Source organism: Trichocoleus sp. AS-A1 (assembly GCF_039962015.1).
Classification (GTDB): Bacteria; Cyanobacteriota; Cyanobacteriia; order Cyanobacteriales; family FACHB-T130; genus FACHB-T130.
This window is the reverse complement of sequence record NZ_JAMPKG010000001.1, coordinates 136,987-153,185: the sequence shown is the minus strand read 5'-3', so window position 1 is coordinate 153,185 and position 16,199 is coordinate 136,987. Positions and strand designations below refer to the sequence as shown.

Sequence of the window (16,199 nt, the reverse complement as noted above, 5' to 3'; positions counted from 1 at the left end):
GAAGCGATTAGTGATTGATGCTTCAGAATGAGTTATTTAATTCAAAATTCAGCAGGAACGCGGGAACCCCGCCCCTACAAGAGCAATTTGCGTACTGCTGTGGAATCGGGTGAATTTTTAGTGACCGCCGAGGTTGCACCCCCCAAGGGCGGCGATCCCTCCGAGATGCTGAAAATGGCGCAAACCCTCGAAGGTCGGGTTCATGCGGTCAATATTACCGATGGCAGTCGGGCGGTGTTGCGGATGTGTTCGATGGCGGCTTCGGTGATATTGCTCCAGCATGGAATCGAGCCGATTTGTCAGATTGCTTGTCGCGATCGCAACCGCATCGGATTGCAAGCTGACTTGATGGGTGCCCATGCGTTGGGAATTCGCAATATCTTAGCTTTGACTGGCGATCCTGTAAAAGCTGGAGATCATGCCGATGCTAAGAGTGTATTTGACCTAGAATCCGTGCGGTTGCTGGGATTAATTAAAAAAATGAATCTCGGCTTCGACTGGAACGACAAACCCTTGAGTGATGGGGCGACTGACTTGTTCGTGGGTGCTGCTATCGATCCGCAATTAGCTAGCTGGTCGGGGTTGCAAAGTCGATTTGAGCGGAAATTAGCAGCAGGGGCGCAGTTTTTCCAAAGCCAGCTGATTTGCGATTTTGACCGCCTAGAAAAATTTATGGATCAAATCGCGGCTGGCTGTGGAAAGCCAATTTTGGCAGGAATTTTTCTGCTTAAATCTGCTAAGAATGCCCAATTTATCAATCGATGCGTACCTGGAGTAAATATTCCCGACCACATTATTGATAGACTCGCCGCTGCTTCAGATCCCTTGCAAGAAGGGATGTTAATTGCCGCCGAACAAGTCAAATTAGCTCGTCAACTCTGCCAAGGGGTTCATATGATGGCAGTGAAACGAGAAGATTTGATTTCGCAAATCCTCGATTTAGCCGGAATTCCACCGCTGACTCCGGTGGCGACAGCAGGAGAAAATAATGAACGCACAAACAACAAAGCAGTTGCCGATTCCGCCTCACTTTGATGCCAAAAAGGTCGGGGAAGTCTGGCGGGTGCCTTATCAGCAACGGGCAGCGGATGCGAGGGAGTGGGCGAAAAAACACCAGATTTCAGCGGCGGCTGAGGACAAAACTCGCATTTGCCTATTGTTAATCGATGTCCAGAATACGTTTTGCATCCCCGATTTTGAATTATTTGTCGGTGGGAGAACGGGTACGGGTGCGGTAGAAGATAATCGGCGGCTGTGTGAATTTATTTATCGGAATTTGGGAGTCATTAGCGCGATCGCTCCCACAATGGATACTCACACGGCAATGCAAATTTTCCACCCCATCTTCTGGATTAACAACGCCGGAGAACATCCCACCGCCGCCGTCACGATGATTACACCGGAGGATGTTCACCAAGGCGTGTGGAAGGTGAATCCAGCCGTTGCTGGAATTGCCGCTGTCGATTACGTCGAACTTTCCTCACACGCTTTGCATTATGTCAAGCATTTGAGTGAAGCGGGTAAATATCCGCTGACGGTGTGGCCTTATCATTCCATGCTGGGTGGAATCGGTCACGCTTTAGTGTCAGCGGTAGAAGAGGCACTCTTTTTCCACTGTATTGCCCGGAATAGCCAAACGCAGTTTGAAATTAAAGGCGACAATCCTTTAACTGAAAATTATTCTGTCCTTCGGGCGGAAGTTTTGGAAAGTACAAATGGACGCCCGATTGCTCAGAAAAATACCAGCTTGATTCAACAGTTACTCGCGTTTGATGCGGTGATTATTGCTGGTCAAGCCAAGAGTCACTGCGTTGCCTGGACAATTGATGATTTGTTATCAGAAATAACAGCAAAAGACGCTAATCTGGCGAAAAAGGTGTACTTGCTAGAAGATTGCACCTCACCTGTTGTCGTTCCTGGAGTGGTGGATTACACGGATGGAGCAGAAGAAGCTTTTGCTAGATTTGCCGCAGCAGGAATGCATCTGGTTCAATCCACTCAACCCCTAGAAACCTGGACTGACTTTCCTAAAATTGGGAATGGGTAAGTGAGTTTTGAGTTTTGAGTAACAAAAGAGTTTTGAGTAACAAGAGAGTTTTTTAATCTGAAAATTAAACCTTAAAAATTATTACCAATTACCGTTCACCAATCGCCAATTACCCCTTACCAATTACCGATGACTAGCAGCAACGATGCAATCCAGGCACTGCGCGAGGCTCTCCGATTTTCTCCGGATAATGTACCCTTGCGACAACATCTTGCAGAGACACTTTTGAGCCTGGGTCAGGCAGAGGAAGCCGAGCAAGAATACCGCCTCGCCTTAGCGCGATCGCCCGAAAATCAGCAGTTGAAATTGGGATTAGCTCGTGCCTTCTATCAACAAGGAAAGCATCCCCAAGCACTGGTTATTGTGGAAGATCAAATAAAGCGCTTGGATTGTCCAGCGGGTGCTTTTCTGCTTCATGCGCGTCTTCTTCTCAACACGGGGGCTGTGGAACAAGCTGTCCGTCAGTATCGCAGGGCAGTCGAAGTCGATCCATCTGTCAAAGATGCTGATTTTGCCGAAAGGTTGGGAATTGGGGCACAGGAGGACGTTCAAGAGGTCGTAGACGGGAAAATTCGGGCAGGGGTGGGAGACTTTCCGAACTCAGAAGAAGATACTCCAGTCGAAAAACCCGCGATCGGATTCCGAGATGTTGGCGGTATGGAAGCGGTCAAAGACGAAATTCGGATGAAAATTATTTATCCCCTGAAACAGCCGGAACTGTACAAAGCATACGGTAAGCCAATTGGGGGCGGAATTTTAATGTACGGCCCTCCGGGTTGCGGTAAAACTTATCTGGCTCGTGCGACAGCTGGCGAAATTAATTCTAGTTTCCTGTCTGTTGGAATTAACGATGTATTAGATATGTGGTTGGGCAACAGCGAACGTAATTTGCACGACCTTTTTGAACAAGCTAGACGCAACCAACCTTGCGTATTATTTTTTGATGAAGTTGATGCTTTAGCTGCCAGTCGTGCGGATTTGCGACAAAATTCTAGCCGCATGGTAATTAACCAATTCCTGTCAGAATTGGACGGCGTGAGGAGTTCTAATGAAGGGGTATTAATCCTAGCTGCAACGAACGCCCCTTGGCACTTAGACTCAGCCTTCCGTCGTCCGGGACGCTTTGACCGCATCTTGTTTGTACCGCCGCCTGATGCAGAAGCAAGGGCGGCGATTTTGCGCTTGCTGTGTCGGGGTAAGCCAGTGGAGGATATTGACTACAACCACTTAGCCAAGAAAACTGAGAATTATTCAGGCGCAGACTTAATGGCAGTGGTGGATGTGGCAGTAGAAAAGAAGTTAGCGGAAGCGATGAAAGTAGGTATCCCGAAGCCACTGACTACCAAAGATTTAGCCTCGGCGGCGGGAAGCGTGAAACCTTCGACAAAAGAATGGTTTTCAACGGCTCGGAACTACGCCTTGTATGCGAATGAGAGCGGTTTGTACGATGACATCCTGAAATATCTGAAACTCTGATGGGCGTACATTTGGAGCGTGCCGAAATCCTCATGGCTCAATCGCGTTATGAGATGGCGGCGCAGGAATTGCAGCAGGAATTAGCAGTCGATCCAGATAGCGCCCAGGCTTATGCGTGGCTAGGCTGGTGCTTGAGGTTTCTCAAGAAGTACGAGGAAGCAATAAAAGAAGCTGAGCAAGCAATTAAGCTGGCACCAGATTGGGAGAATGGTTATTACGTTCTGGGTTGGATTCTCTGCGATCGCAATCAGCTTCTGGAAGCTGAGAACGTAACCAAAGAGGCAATTCGCCTAAATCCTGAAAATGCCAACCATTTCATCCTACTATCAAACATTCGAGTTAAACAAAAGCGATGGCAGGAGGCACTAGAAGCAGCGACGCAGGGGCTTAACATAGAGCCAGAGAATGTTGACTGTTTGAATAACAAAGGGATTGCCCTATTCGAGTTGGGTCGAACAGAGGAGGCAATCGCTACGACTGAGCAAGCGATCGCGCTTGACCCGGAGAATGCCCTCAACTACAACAACTTGGGATGGATGATACTGAATCGGGAAGGAAGCCCCACGAAAGCTTGGGAGTATTTCCGCCAAGCACTCCGACTCAACCCCAATTTGGAATCTGCACAGGATGGACTCATCCAAGCGATCAAGTTAAAAAACCCACTATACAGACCAGTTTACAGGTGTGTAATATTCCCGTACCGCCGTTTAAAACTAGGCAGATTTTTGAGCGGGAAAGCTTTGTTGGGCTTCTTTGCGTGCTTGTGTTTGGGATTCCGTATATTGCTGAATCTTGCTGCAACTAATCCCAATCCTTTGATTTGGTTAGCGCTGATTGTTTTGTTTTGGTTAATCTTTTTGCCTTGGTTTGTAGACCTCTTGATAACCCTATTACTCGAATTGAAGTTTAAGCAATCCTATTGGCTCACGACTTTAGTTTGGGCAATAGTAAGCGCATTTTATTTGTGGTTAATGACCGGAAATTCTAAAACTCTGTTTGCTCCCGTTTTATTCGGATTGTTGCTTCTGCCTGTATCGGCAACGTTCCGATCTTCAGCGGGGTGGCACAGCAGCCTCATGGTGGGATATACAACCATCATGGGGTTAGTTGGGCTGGCAGGGCTAGTTCTTCCATTACCAGGGCTACCTTTTGTAAGTGTTGACGTTTGGTTCTGGTTGACTTGGTTCATCGTTCTCGCATTGGGAACGCTTTTTTCCTTTTTTTTGAGCAGAAGAAGCTCTCCCAAGTTAAAGTAGTGCCTGAAAAAGAATGGTTTTTGATGCTCGTAATGATGCCTTATATGCGAATAAGAGCAGTTTGTACGACGACATCCTGAGATGACATCCTGAAATATCTGAAACTCTGATGGGCATACATTTGGAGCGGGCACAGCTGCTGATTGAGCAGTCGCGGTATGAAATGGCAGAGAAAGAACTGCGACAGGAACTCGCAATGGAGCCAGATAGCGCGATCGCGCATACTCTGCTCGCCCTGTGCTTGAATTATCGCCAAATGTACTCGGAAGCCACCCAGATGGCTCAGCGAGCGATTCGCTTGGCTCCCGATTGGGGGTACGCTCACTACGTCTTGGCCTATATTCTGTGCGATTACAACCAGCTTCTAGAAGCGGAAACGGTACTCAAAGAGGCTTTGCGGCTGAGTCCCGATAACCCCAGCTACTTCGCCCTACTCTCGCGCATCCGATATAATCTACAGCTTTGGCACTCAGCACTTGAAGCGGCAACCCAAGGGCTTGTCGTTGACCCAGAGGACGTGGAGTGCCTAAATTACCGAGCGATGTGTCTGATGCAACTCGGTCGCTTACCAGAAGCTCAGGCGGTTATTGAGAGTGCGATCGCGCTTGACCCAGAATATGCAGGAAGCTATGCCAACCGCGGCTGGATACTCCTGGCGCAGGGAGGATATCCCGCTAAAGCCTTAGAGTGTTTCCGCGAAGCACTACGGCTTCAACCAACCTTTGAGTGGGCGCGACGGGGAATCGTCGAAGCGCTCAAGGCAAAGAACCCGCTCTACAGGCTGATGCTGCGCTACTTCCTGTGGAGTTCTAGGCTGAGTAACGGAGCTAGGTTGGGCTTCAGTATCGGCTTGTACTTCGCTTTCCGCCTGCTAGTGGGCGGCATCGCTGCAAGTAGCAACCCTTTGCTGTGGTTCGTGGTGATTGCCTACTGTCTGTTTGTCCTGCTTACCTGGATTGCTGACCCCTTATTCACCTTATTACTCCGGTTTGACCGCTTCGGGCGATTAACCCTTTCCGAACAAGAGGTTAAAAACTCAAATTTAGTCGGGGCAGTATTTCTAAGCATCTTAATGGCAATTGGTCTGTGGTTGGTGACTAAAAACACCAACATCCTCATCGTCGCCCTCTCACTAGGACTTTTGTTGCTACCGATAACGGCGATGTTAAATTGTCCGGCAGGATGGCCCAGAAAGTTCATGGCAACCTACACGATCGTTTTAGCGATCGCATGGCTGGCGGCTATTGGTCTATCATTAGCCGAGCCGCCTCTGGGAGAAATTGGCGTTCAGTTTGCCGGAATTTCCCTAGCTTTTTTCTGGCTTGGTTCGATACTTTCGAGCTGGTTGGCAACTGTACTGATGGGCGTCAAACCAAAGTAGTGAGTGCGAGCATCTCAAGTATGTTTTCTTTACCTGAAAACCCTTCTCGAAGGTATTCCCCATAGGTTTTTAGAGCGGTTAAAAGGTTAAAAATATTTGCTCAACACTTTTAAGCTCAACACTTTTAAGCTCAACACTTTTAAGCTCAACACTTTTAAAATACCTCCGAATATTCCAGCGCTCGTTGCTTCCCCTCTGCTACAAACTACTTTCGACCATAACTGCGGGACCGACTGGCTGCGGAGGTAGGCTAGAGGGTTCTAAGGTAACAGCTAAGGTTGAGGTTGTAGCACCACAAGCACCGACGGGAATGGAAATTCGCTCTAAAACAGTTCCCCCCTGACTTGCCCCAAAATTTGCACAAGGTATCTTTTTCTCGTCAACAATTGCCCAAAGTCGATAAATTTGACCAGATGGGACAGCCGGAAGATTTTGAAAGGCGATTACCGCTTTCTGTTCGTCCAGATTAACGAGAATACTTCCAGACGCTGTATTTGCTTTTTCTGTACCTGTGAGCGTATATAAACGAGTATTCCGCTGTTGTAGCACCTCAAGGGCATCTTTCTGAGCCTGCACCGTTTGAAGTTCTTGCCGCAGCCGAGATTGCACTATCTTTAGATTTTGGCGCAGACGATAATTGTCAAACGCCAAAGCTAGGGCTAATAGTGCTACCAAACTAGCAAAAAGTTTGCTCCAAGGAAAAGAACCCTGTTTTGGAGCGGGTTCGGGGTTAACTGTCGGATTGGCAGCTTCCAGAATCGTCGAACGCAGATTTGGGGGAGGTGTGACTTCAGGAAGGGCGTAGGGCAAGAGTTCAAGCGATGCCTGCAACCGACTCACTTCTTCAGCCAGTTGCGGATTTTTTTCGAGAATTTGCCTAAATTCTTCCGCTTCTTCAGCGCTAAGATCGCCGAGGACATAACCTGCCATTAATTCTTCTAAGTTTTCGGGATTTAAAGGTTCGGTCATGGTGCAACTATTTTAGAAAATCTTGTAACGTTTGCCTCAATTTCAGTAGTCCCTGACGAGCGCGAGTTTTGACCGTCCCTAAGGGGATATTTAGTTGAGCCGCAATTTCCGATTGACTGAGACCCTGGTAATAGGACATTTCTAAGATTTGACGCTGATTTTCTGAAAGTTGCGCCAAGGCGTCCCGAACTTGCTGCGATCGCTCTCCTAACGAAGCTTGCTCAAAAGGGCTTGCAGAGCTGATTTCAGTCGTCATTGTTTGACGCCAACGCTCTAGAAATTTGTGGGTGGTGCCACGAGAGCGAAGTTTGTCAATCGCACGCGATCGCGTCATTACAGTTAAAAAACTGCTAAGAGAACCACGAGCGGGATCGTAAGTATTAGTACGCCACAGATGCAGAAAAATCTCTTGAGTGAGGTCTTCTGCTTCTTGGGGATTTTGCAAAATTTTTAATGCTAACCCATAGACAAGAGCGCCATAGCGGTCGTAGAGAGTGCCCAGAGCAGAGGATTGACCAGCTTTAAGTGCTTGAAATAGCTCTGTATCCATCCGGGGCGTTGTATTTGTTGATTTGCCATCGAGAGAGTCAGGATGCATGCGTTCTGGAGAGTAGGTCTAAGCCAATCACTCTTCAGAGTCAATTCCAGGACTTGATTGCTCTGCATCTCTCACAGGAGATAAATTCTCTTTTTCTTTAATACGATCTAAAAGATTAATTGGATTTATTTCAACAAAACCGCTGAACGCCTCCGTAATTCTACGAGTAGTGGAATCCAAAATCTCAGTAAAATCATAAGATTTGAAAATACTGTTAATTTGTCAATGAGGTTTCTACTTAATTATGTCGCCGAGCAAGCTTTGAGTTTTTGAGGAGCATCGAATGGAATGGTTCTGGACAATCGCTGGGGTGCTGACTGCGCTCTTGGATGCGATCGCATCCAAGCTTCCAAGAGATACCGCCTTGGTTTCTGGGCTTTTTTGAGTTGGTTCATCATGCCAGAAAACCAGGCAAAGCCTTACTAGCAGTTTTACTTCAACCTCTTTTGGTATACATCTGGGGAATCCATCTTGAGCTAAAAGTACAAGGAATTCAGATGATTGCCCATTAATGTCACCAATCGTTGAGTAAAGGCAATGGAAAGAAACGATACTCCCTGGCTAGAGCAATCCGAGAAGCTGGTGAATATATGGGTTGAGACGGAGAAAATGTGGAAAAGCTGGTTCGATCTCATGAGGTCTGTTACAACTCCGGAAACACTCGTCAATGCTCGCGCAGAGGTCAAGGACGCCCAGCCGCTTTTGGACACTCAGGCGGTCTTTGGGCGTTTCCTGGAGAGATTGACCAGCTCCAGTAAGGACACAAATTTTTTGGTTGAATTGGGCAAGGATTGGCAACCCGTCTTCAACAATTACGCTGATTTGTGGCAAATCTACGAAAAGAATCTGCAAAACTTAGGTCAATTTTGGGCAGAACCACTAGAGATGGCGACTCAGGCAATGAGCGACGACAATGCAACGTCGCCGTCCACCAATCCCTACTGGGACTATCAACAGACCTTTGGCAACTTTCTTTTAAGCCCAAGTTTGGGATATACCCGTGAGTTCAACAACAAACTGCTGAAAAGCTTTGATGCCTGGACAGATTTCTATAAAGCAAGCTTTGACTATCAGTTAGTGCTGCTCGATGTCTGGGTGAAAGCCTGTGAGCAGCTGGTGCGATTGGCATCTTCCCAGGAAAAAGGCGAAACGCTTCAGAACTGGCGGCAGTTTCAGCAAGTCTGGAGTAGGGTATTTGACCAAGCATTCGCACAGACGTTCCGTTCAGAAAATGCCCTTCAGATCCAGGGTAAGTTCTTGAATGCAGCCATGACCTACAGGCTCCATCAGCAACAGCTAATGGAAGTGTTTCTGAAGATGAATGACTTGCCAACTCGCAGCGAAGTCGATGAGATGCACCACAGCATCTACGAACTGCGGAAGGAAATTAAAAGCCTGAAAAAAGCTTTAGCACAATCCCAACGCCGCGAAGTGTCTTGAGGATGCAATGCACGAGTTTACCGAGCTAACCGAAAAACTGTTTAAGGGTGCCCATAACTTAAGTCACCTGCGCGAGGAGGACATTCAGATTGGGGTGACACCCAAGGAAGAGGTTTACCGCGAAGATAAGGTGGTGCTGTACCGCTTCACTCCCAAGGTGGAGCCTTCGCTGAACATCCCCATCCTGATTGTTTACGCTTTAGTCAACCGTCCCTACATCGTCGATTTACAGGAAGGGCGATCGCTTGTTGCTAACTTGCTCAACCTTGGTTTGGATGTTTACCTGATCGACTGGGGTTATCCAAGTCGAGGCGATCGCTGGTTAACCCTTGACGATTACATCAATGGCTATATCAACAACTGTGTGGATGTGATACGCGATCGCTACAATCTAGAGCAAATCAACCTGTTAGGAATTTGTCAGGGAGGCGCTTTCAGTCTCTGCTACAGTTCCATTTACCCAGAGAAGGTGAAAAACCTGATTACTATGGTCACTCCGGTGGATTTTCACACCAATGAGGGACTGCTCAATGTTTGGGGTGGAAGCACTCTGGGGTCACAAGCTCTGGATGTGGATTTAATGGTAGATACTCTGGGGAACATCCCTGGCGACTTCATGAACTTAGAGTTTTTGATGCTAAAGCCCTTTCAGTTAGGAATTCAGAAGTATATTGACTTTCTGGATACTATCGATGAGGACAAGTTGCTCAACTTTCTCCGCATGGAAAAGTGGATTTTTGATAGTCCTGACCAAGCTGGAGAAGCTTATCGACAGTTTATGAAGGATTTCTACCAGGGAAACAAACTCATCAAAGGCGAGATCGAGATAGGCAAGAAGCGAGTAAATCTGGAGAATATCCGCATCCCAGTTTTGAACATTTATGCCGAGCAAGATCATCTAGTTCCCTCGGCTTCTTCCTTGGCTCTTGAGAAGTATATCAGGAGCGAAGACTATACCGTGCGCTCCTTCCCAGTCGGGCATATCGGGATGTATGTGAGCAGTAAGGTGCAGCGAGACCTTCCTCCCACGATTGTCGATTGGCTGAAGGAGCGAGTCTAGAACATTGCATGCGATCGCAACCCTCCATATCCCCCTGTATTACTATTAGGTTTGTGCCGCCTCTCCCGCAAGCGGGAGAGGCGGCACAAAATTTTAATTCGCTAGCATATAAAAAGCCGAGTTTTCATTGCTAGCCATCAAACACCTTGTGACATTCGGACTAAGGTTTAAGTTCTTCTCCTAATGCCGTTAGTTGTTTTTTGTAACGACTTAACCCTAGAACATTCCTAATACCCGATGTCCGAAGCCTCACCCAAGCCAGTCAATCAACTGCTAGCTGCTCTGCCAGATGCTGAGTACCAAGGCCTTGTTCCCAATCTAGAGCACGTCCCGCTCTCTTTTAAACAAGTCCTTTACGAGGTTGGTGAACCAATTAAATACGTCTATTTCCCCGATCGGGCAATCGTTTCTTCCCTCACCACGATGGCAGATGGCTCGATGGTCGAAGTTGCCTTAGTGGGAAATGACGGAGTGGTCGGTCTCCCCGCCGCTTTGGGAGATAACATCGCCACTACAATCGCAATGGTGCAGGTACCAGACTCTGCCATGAGGATGAAGGCAAGCGTGCTGAAAACCGAGTTTCAGCGGGGTGGTTCACTGCAAAGTCTGCTACTGCGCTACATGCAGGCGCTGCACGCCTTCGTTTCCCAAAATGCTGCCTGCAATCGCCTCCATTATCTGGAGGGGAGACTGGCTCGTTGGCTGCTGCTCGTCTGTGACCGTGTAGAGTCAAAGGAGTTGCCCATGACTCATGAATTTATGAGCCAGATGCTGGGTGTACGACGTGCGGGTGTCACGGAGGTGGCTAACGCTCTTCAACAGGCAGAACTGATTCGCTACACTCGTGGCAAAGTTACCATCCTGAATCGGGAAGAATTGGAAGCGGTTTCGTGTGAGTGTTATCAAATCATCCAGGGCGAGTACGTTAGGTTGCTAGGCACTAAGAACGGTTGAGAGTTGTTGTTAGAGGAAGAAGCGATCGCTTCTCTCTAGCTGCTCTCGCAGCTCAATATTGATGAAAGTTGATGAAAGCCGTTGTCTGGCAACCTGTCTAGGCTAGATGAGCTTACTGGTGTTAGACACTGACACCGCCAGTACCGCTAACCCTACAGCTCCCAGTACAGCGATCGCATCCCACCTTGCGGTTAGATGAGTTTCCAGCCTAGTGGAGTAACTGTTCGCCCGTGAGTTCTTGGTGACATCTCCTGCACCAACCTGAGTACAGGTATGGTGTAGGCTTCGCAACCAATCCGGCTATTGCTTTCACTAAATCGTCCCCTTGCTCAAAAGATTTTGCTAATCAACATCAGTTCTGTTCGCTTTACGGGCGAGCGGGTTGCTGTCAATACATCCTCAGCGGAATCAACCAGTACGAATTGCAGTTCGCGCCGCACATCTTCCGTTAACTCAAGTTAACGCTATAGCAAATTATCGATTTCTAACTTTATCTTTAGGATGATTTATCCAATGATTTATAGATAAGTTAGAGAGAACCAAACGTGAGAATTATCACATTTTATAAAAAACAGTTTCCCTCGCCTTTGTATTTTGAATAACACATTAATTTAATATTTCACTTATTTGGAAGATAGGTTGATATGGCGATCGCTCTTACTCAGTGCATACCATTAGCTAGAGGATAAAAAATGAATCGCAGCTTAAGATGTCTGATAACACAGGGAATTTCATCAAGGAACGATGGGCTTATTACTAATAGACATGGATGGCACGCTCCGCGAACCACTCAGCGGACAGCAATACTTCCAACATCCCAAAGATCAACGCATTATTGAAGGTGCTGATATTGCCATTCGCGCCTACAAAGATGATTGGATTATTGTTGGTATCACCAACCAAGGTGGAGTTGCCGCAGGTCATAAGTCTATGCAACGGTGCATCCAGGAACAGCAATACACGCTTGAGTTGTTCCCAGAATTGAGAGAAATCTACTTCTGCCCCGACTTTGAAGGTAAAAAATGTTTCCGCGTCACTCGTCACAATGTTCATAACCACAGCCAAACCAAGTGGTCTGGACAGTATCGCAAACCGCGATCGGGTATGTTGGAACTAGCAATGGTGAGACACAAACATACTCCGCAAAATTCGCTCTATGTAGGCGATCGCCCGGAAGACGAACAAGCTGCCCAACGAATAGGTGTACCCTTTCAATGGGCATGGGACTGGATCGCACAACATCAAGAAGCGATCGCTCCCAACCTGACAGAAGCACGGTAACAAGAGAGGATACTCATGGAACGAGAGATTACAGATAGCGACGGCATTACCTGGACGTGCATTCAAGCCTATTCTGGGCTTGACAACAACGCAGAAAACCGGGATGCGGCGCAGGTTAAAGGGCAGGAGGATACCTACTGGGTCGTTTGTACGCCCAGTGGTGGCGCGAAGTCGGTGCGGCTCAAACTTCAGGGTGAATGGGAAAAATCCTACTCTGACGAGATGTTGCTCGATGAAATTCAAGCACAGCAGGAGGTATGATCGCAGCAAAATTCGCTGTATGTAAGCGATCGCCCGAAAGATGAACAAGCTGCCCAACGAGTAGGTGTACCCTTTCAATGGGCATGGGACTGGACCTGTGCAACATCAAACTCTAGTCTTAAGTATTCTCTTAGCAGCATCGATACCTGATAAAGCAGCACCTTCCATAAAACCTTGCCACTCGTAAAAAGAGTTAGCGTGTTCGCCAGCAAAGTAAATATTTTTAAACGGTTTACCTTCATTACCTGCAATTGTTGTGAAATAACCGGGGTGATTGCCGGTGTAACTGCCCTGGAATAGGGGGTTAGAAGGCCAGTGTTCTAGATGCACTAAAAAATTATTGCCGTTGCGTGTGGCTGCCTTTAAAGCACCAGGAAAAACGCGGTTGAGGTCGTTGAGAAAAGCCCCTGCTTCCTGCTGAACTTGATTAGGATTAATGTTTTTGCCTCGATTTCCACCAGAGTAGTCGGTCAGCACTGCTCTATTATTAGTTGCATTTTGTGGGTTTGTTTCCCAAGTGTTTTGATGATTTGATAAATCTGAATAGGATGAGCCGTCACTACCAAGGGCAACCCAAGGGCGACTATTAAAGCCAAGCATCATCTTAGCGTTGGTTCCATAGCGCAAATTATTAATCGCAAATAGTTTCTCGGCAGGCAGTTGAAGACCTTTTAAATCAACTTGGCGCAAAGTTGAGAAGGGAATCGCAAAGACAACTGCATCATATTTGGCAGATGAGGCATCATTAAATGTTAATTCTACTTTGCCTGCACTATCAAAACGAACTCCTACTAACTGCTTGTTATAGTTAATTTGTCCTTGCAGTCGGTTACGCAGACCTTCAACAATTTGCTGGTTGCCGCCAATAACGTGATAGCGCTCGTCGCTGAAGACACCAAAGGGTGTAAACTTCGAGCGCTTGTCGGCGTGAATGAAAAAGAGAAAATTGAGGCTGCTTTGCTGGTCAATTTCTAAACCGTACTCGGCAGTATAAGCAGCTTTGATAACACCTTTAATTAGGTTTCCAGCATTACGACTATCTAGATAGTCCCGCAGACTGAGCAAGTCGAGCTTTTTGTCAGCATCAGTATAATTGTCGGCGGTTGGCTGTGCAGAAAGCGATCGCAAGTCGGTACGCATAGCGGCAACAAAATTGCGGAATTCATCCACAACTGCTGACTCTGAATAGCGCTGACCGTTGAAATAGTAAAAAACTTCTCCTGGCTGTTTTGATAAATCTTCTGTCTTGAGGTTAAACTCCCGCACGTATCCCAGCATTGTCTTGTGCAAGTTGTCAATAAACTCGCCGCCTCTTTCCACAACCTGACCGGGAAAATTAACACTCCCAGCAAAATCGCCTCCCAGAGAATAACAGCGACCGCCAGTTCTATTGCTTGCTTCAAATACGGTAGCGTTAATCCCGTTTTTCTTCAGTTCGTACCCGCAAGCAAGTCCGGCTAAACCAGCCCCCACAATTCCAACTTTTACATCTGCTGGTACAGGAGCTGCGAGGGTACGGTGAAGCAATCCTGAGCCTACTCCTATTGTCGCGCCGATCGCACTCAGCTTGCCCATATCAGTAAGAAATTCGCGCCGATTCGTGCGCCGTACCGCCATCAATGCCTCTAAAGATGCGATTCGCTCAATTCCCGCGTTGGTGGAGATATTTTGCTCTTGGCAATAGCGAGCAATGCGGATAGCACGTGCTAAGTTGTCGAAGAGTGGGGAACGACTCATGATAGCTTTTTCTCCTCACGCAGAGATTAATTAACGTCCTGTGCAACTTTATACTCAGAACCCTCGTTGTTATCGGGGGCTTTCTTAAAGTTACACGTTGCGCGATCGTCAGTTGAGTGATTCAAGGACGTAAAGTTATCTCTTGCATTGATACTGAAACGAGCGCAAAAAAAGTAGTCCCACAAGGACTACTTTTGCATTACAGAATCAGAGCCAAGGAGGGCAGATGAAATAATTTCCAGCCATAAGCATTAGAACACTATCTCTACTTCGAGAAGGTATTCTGGTTACGCGCTAGGTTGAGCATTCGATGAATTTGGCATAGCGATTTCTGCTGACTTCATAAATCCGAAGTAGAAAGCGATCGCAGCAGTTAGAGCATTGAGCCAGATATTATTTCCAAAAAGTGGTGTAAGCCCAAACAGGGTATTTGCAAAGGGCAGCAATCCTAAAATAGCACCTGCTGCATAAAGGATAGCGAAGATGCGATTGAACACAATTGATCCGCTTATGCTAGTAAATGCTGCAATTCCCCAAACACCCACTAAAACGCCAATTGCATTATGAAAATAGTTGGTGGGGAATACTCCGAATATATAGCCGAAACCTGGTTCGGAGGTAAAGTTCTCAGAAGGAGTGACAAAACCAGGCATAAATCCAGCTAAGCCAAGTGACAAGAAAAGGAGACCTAGGATTAGAGCAGCGTAACGAATTGAAGAAACTGAAGATGTTGATGTTTGCGATGTTGATGTTTGCATGGCAGTATTTTGGTTTTTTAAAATTTTGGGTGTGGGCTAAACAAGTGTTTTGCTGCTGTTGGAGAAATACAGACAGCTTCTAACTGACCATTCAACTTCTAGCGAACCAGGTGGAGTACATCCCGAAGAACGCTATAACCAGCCATATCCCAAAGAAGATAGGCAACAAAACCCAGCATTGCTAGGCGACCGTTCCATAGCTCTTGCTGTGGGTTCCAGCCAAAAATCCAGGCATTGCGATCGGAACCGTTATATGCTGGAGCGACCGTAGGGGTTTTAGCAGTATTGATGGTTGAGTTTTTCATAGTGAATCGTTCTCAATGACGTTGTTTTGATTTCATGCTATCGAGTAGATTTGCTAGTATTGTCTACCGTTAGGATTGCATTCTACCTATATCTAAAGATTCGATTTGTAACGTTCAACTGTTAATATCGGCACAAGAAAAAGCATCCTTATTTACTGATAAAATTTGGAAGAAAAGCCCGAACTTTTATTCCGGATGGTTGACTTCAGGATCGATCGGAAGTTGAATTGGGTCAGTATCGGGTAGCGTTCCTTGAGCATCGCTACCAGGTACGTCGGGATTGTTGTGAAGATTAACGCGACCTTTTTCCGACTGCTCGCCATCTGCCGCATAAGAGCCTGCAATCGTTGAAGCTCCAGCAGTTTTGGCATCGCCTGTGGTCCTGGTTGTGGATGAGAAATTAGAAGCAATGGGATGAGCGATCGCTTCTCCCTCTGGGTTTGTGCTGACTCCTGCTGCAATGTTTGCATCTAAAACAGCACTTCCACCTGCATCGGAGAATGCAAAAACTTGAGCCTGTTGAGATGCGCCAACTTCTTGATTTGGCTCACGTGCTTGATTCGGCATGGATGCATTACTCTTTTCTAATTTCTCGGTGAATCTCTTAGAACAATTATTGTGGTATCAACCTCTCCCCTTCCACTAGCTTCACTCGCGATCGCCATCAGCCACAACT

Annotated in this window: 18 protein-coding genes; 11 read left to right on the top strand and 7 right to left on the bottom strand. The window is 47.0% G+C overall.

Annotated elements, in window-relative coordinates:
- Window positions 1–27: 27 nt before the first annotated feature.
- The 5 genes from NC994_RS00725 to NC994_RS00705 all read left to right on the top strand — a co-directional run bounded on the left by NC994_RS00725 (window position 28) and on the right by NC994_RS00705 (window position 6,160).
- Window positions 28–1,035, top strand: a complete 1,008-nt coding sequence (locus NC994_RS00725) for a methylenetetrahydrofolate reductase (RefSeq protein WP_190436244.1) — start codon at window positions 28–30, stop codon at window positions 1,033–1,035.
- Window positions 989–2,047 carry a cysteine hydrolase family protein gene (locus tag NC994_RS00720; protein ID WP_190436241.1) on the top strand — a complete coding sequence of 353 codons (1,059 nt, stop codon included), beginning with the start codon at window positions 989–991 and terminating at the stop codon, window positions 2,045–2,047. The genes NC994_RS00725 and NC994_RS00720 overlap by 47 nt, the downstream gene beginning before the upstream one ends.
- A gap of 129 nt (window positions 2,048–2,176) precedes the next feature.
- A complete protein-coding gene (locus NC994_RS00715) occupies window positions 2,177–3,523 on the top strand; it encodes an ATP-binding protein (RefSeq protein WP_190436236.1) in 1,347 nt (448 codons plus the stop codon).
- Window positions 3,523–4,779: a tetratricopeptide repeat protein gene (locus NC994_RS00710; protein ID WP_190436234.1), complete on the top strand. Its 1,257-nt coding sequence runs from the start codon at window positions 3,523–3,525 to the stop codon at window positions 4,777–4,779. Before NC994_RS00715 ends, NC994_RS00710 begins: the two co-directional genes overlap by 1 nt.
- Before the next feature lie 109 nt (window positions 4,780–4,888).
- Window positions 4,889–6,160, top strand: a complete 1,272-nt coding sequence (locus NC994_RS00705; protein WP_190436231.1) for a tetratricopeptide repeat protein — start codon at window positions 4,889–4,891, stop codon at window positions 6,158–6,160.
- Window positions 6,161–6,358: 198 nt separating this feature from the next.
- On the opposite strand, the gene NC994_RS00700 is transcribed toward NC994_RS00705, so the two are convergent.
- Together NC994_RS00700 and NC994_RS00695 are read right to left on the bottom strand one after the other, a co-directional pair.
- Complete coding sequence (locus tag NC994_RS00700; RefSeq protein ID WP_190436228.1) at window positions 6,359–7,129, bottom strand: anti-sigma factor; 771 nt, start codon at window positions 7,127–7,129, stop codon at window positions 6,359–6,361.
- A gap of 7 nt (window positions 7,130–7,136) precedes the next feature.
- Window positions 7,137–7,727: a sigma-70 family RNA polymerase sigma factor gene (locus tag NC994_RS00695; protein ID WP_190413845.1), complete on the bottom strand. Its 591-nt coding sequence runs from the start codon at window positions 7,725–7,727 to the stop codon at window positions 7,137–7,139.
- A 288-nt stretch (window positions 7,728–8,015) separates the two neighbouring features.
- Here NC994_RS00695 and NC994_RS00690 point away from each other — a divergent pair, with 288 nt between their 5' ends.
- The 4 genes from NC994_RS00690 to NC994_RS00675 all read left to right on the top strand — a co-directional run bounded on the left by NC994_RS00690 (window position 8,016) and on the right by NC994_RS00675 (window position 11,181).
- Window positions 8,016–8,153 (top strand): hypothetical protein, encoded by a 138-nt coding sequence (locus NC994_RS00690; protein WP_190668214.1) that lies wholly within the window; start codon window positions 8,016–8,018, stop codon window positions 8,151–8,153.
- 111 nt (window positions 8,154–8,264) lie between these two features.
- Window positions 8,265–9,167 (top strand): poly(R)-hydroxyalkanoic acid synthase subunit PhaE, encoded by a 903-nt coding sequence (locus NC994_RS00685; RefSeq protein ID WP_190436225.1) that lies wholly within the window; start codon window positions 8,265–8,267, stop codon window positions 9,165–9,167.
- Window positions 9,168–9,174: 7 nt separating this feature from the next.
- A complete protein-coding gene (phaC, locus tag NC994_RS00680; protein ID WP_190436222.1) occupies window positions 9,175–10,227 on the top strand; it encodes a class III poly(R)-hydroxyalkanoic acid synthase subunit PhaC in 1,053 nt (350 codons plus the stop codon).
- Window positions 10,228–10,464: 237 nt separating this feature from the next.
- Entirely contained in the window at window positions 10,465–11,181 is a 717-nt protein-coding gene (locus tag NC994_RS00675; RefSeq protein ID WP_190436219.1) for a Crp/Fnr family transcriptional regulator, read from the top strand.
- Window positions 11,182–11,283: 102 nt separating this feature from the next.
- On the opposite strand, the gene NC994_RS00670 is transcribed toward NC994_RS00675, so the two are convergent.
- On the bottom strand, window positions 11,284–11,472 hold the full coding sequence (locus NC994_RS00670) for a hypothetical protein (protein WP_190436216.1): 189 nt from the start codon (window positions 11,470–11,472) through the stop codon (window positions 11,284–11,286).
- A gap of 453 nt (window positions 11,473–11,925) precedes the next feature.
- On the opposite strand from NC994_RS00670, the gene NC994_RS00665 reads away from it, so the two are divergent.
- Together NC994_RS00665 and NC994_RS00660 are read left to right on the top strand one after the other, a co-directional pair.
- Window positions 11,926–12,462 (top strand): HAD-IIIA family hydrolase, encoded by a 537-nt coding sequence (locus tag NC994_RS00665; RefSeq protein WP_190436213.1) that lies wholly within the window; start codon window positions 11,926–11,928, stop codon window positions 12,460–12,462.
- Between the two features lie 15 nt (window positions 12,463–12,477).
- The gene (locus NC994_RS00660; protein ID WP_190429206.1) at window positions 12,478–12,723 is read left to right on the top strand and encodes a hypothetical protein; all 246 of its coding nucleotides are present in this window, start codon (window positions 12,478–12,480) and stop codon (window positions 12,721–12,723) included.
- A gap of 105 nt (window positions 12,724–12,828) precedes the next feature.
- On the opposite strand, the gene NC994_RS00655 is transcribed toward NC994_RS00660, so the two are convergent.
- The 4 genes from NC994_RS00655 to NC994_RS00640 form a co-directional block, all read right to left on the bottom strand.
- A complete protein-coding gene (locus tag NC994_RS00655; RefSeq protein WP_190436210.1) occupies window positions 12,829–14,460 on the bottom strand; it encodes an NAD(P)/FAD-dependent oxidoreductase in 1,632 nt (543 codons plus the stop codon).
- A 287-nt stretch (window positions 14,461–14,747) separates the two neighbouring features.
- The gene (locus NC994_RS00650; protein ID WP_190436207.1) at window positions 14,748–15,218 is read right to left on the bottom strand and encodes a DUF4383 domain-containing protein; all 471 of its coding nucleotides are present in this window, start codon (window positions 15,216–15,218) and stop codon (window positions 14,748–14,750) included.
- Between the two features lie 98 nt (window positions 15,219–15,316).
- Window positions 15,317–15,523, bottom strand: a complete 207-nt coding sequence (locus NC994_RS00645) for a chlorophyll a/b-binding protein (protein WP_190413854.1) — start codon at window positions 15,521–15,523, stop codon at window positions 15,317–15,319.
- A gap of 186 nt (window positions 15,524–15,709) precedes the next feature.
- Window positions 15,710–16,090: a hypothetical protein gene (locus tag NC994_RS00640; protein ID WP_190436203.1), complete on the bottom strand. Its 381-nt coding sequence runs from the start codon at window positions 16,088–16,090 to the stop codon at window positions 15,710–15,712.
- Window positions 16,091–16,199: the final 109 nt, after the last annotated feature.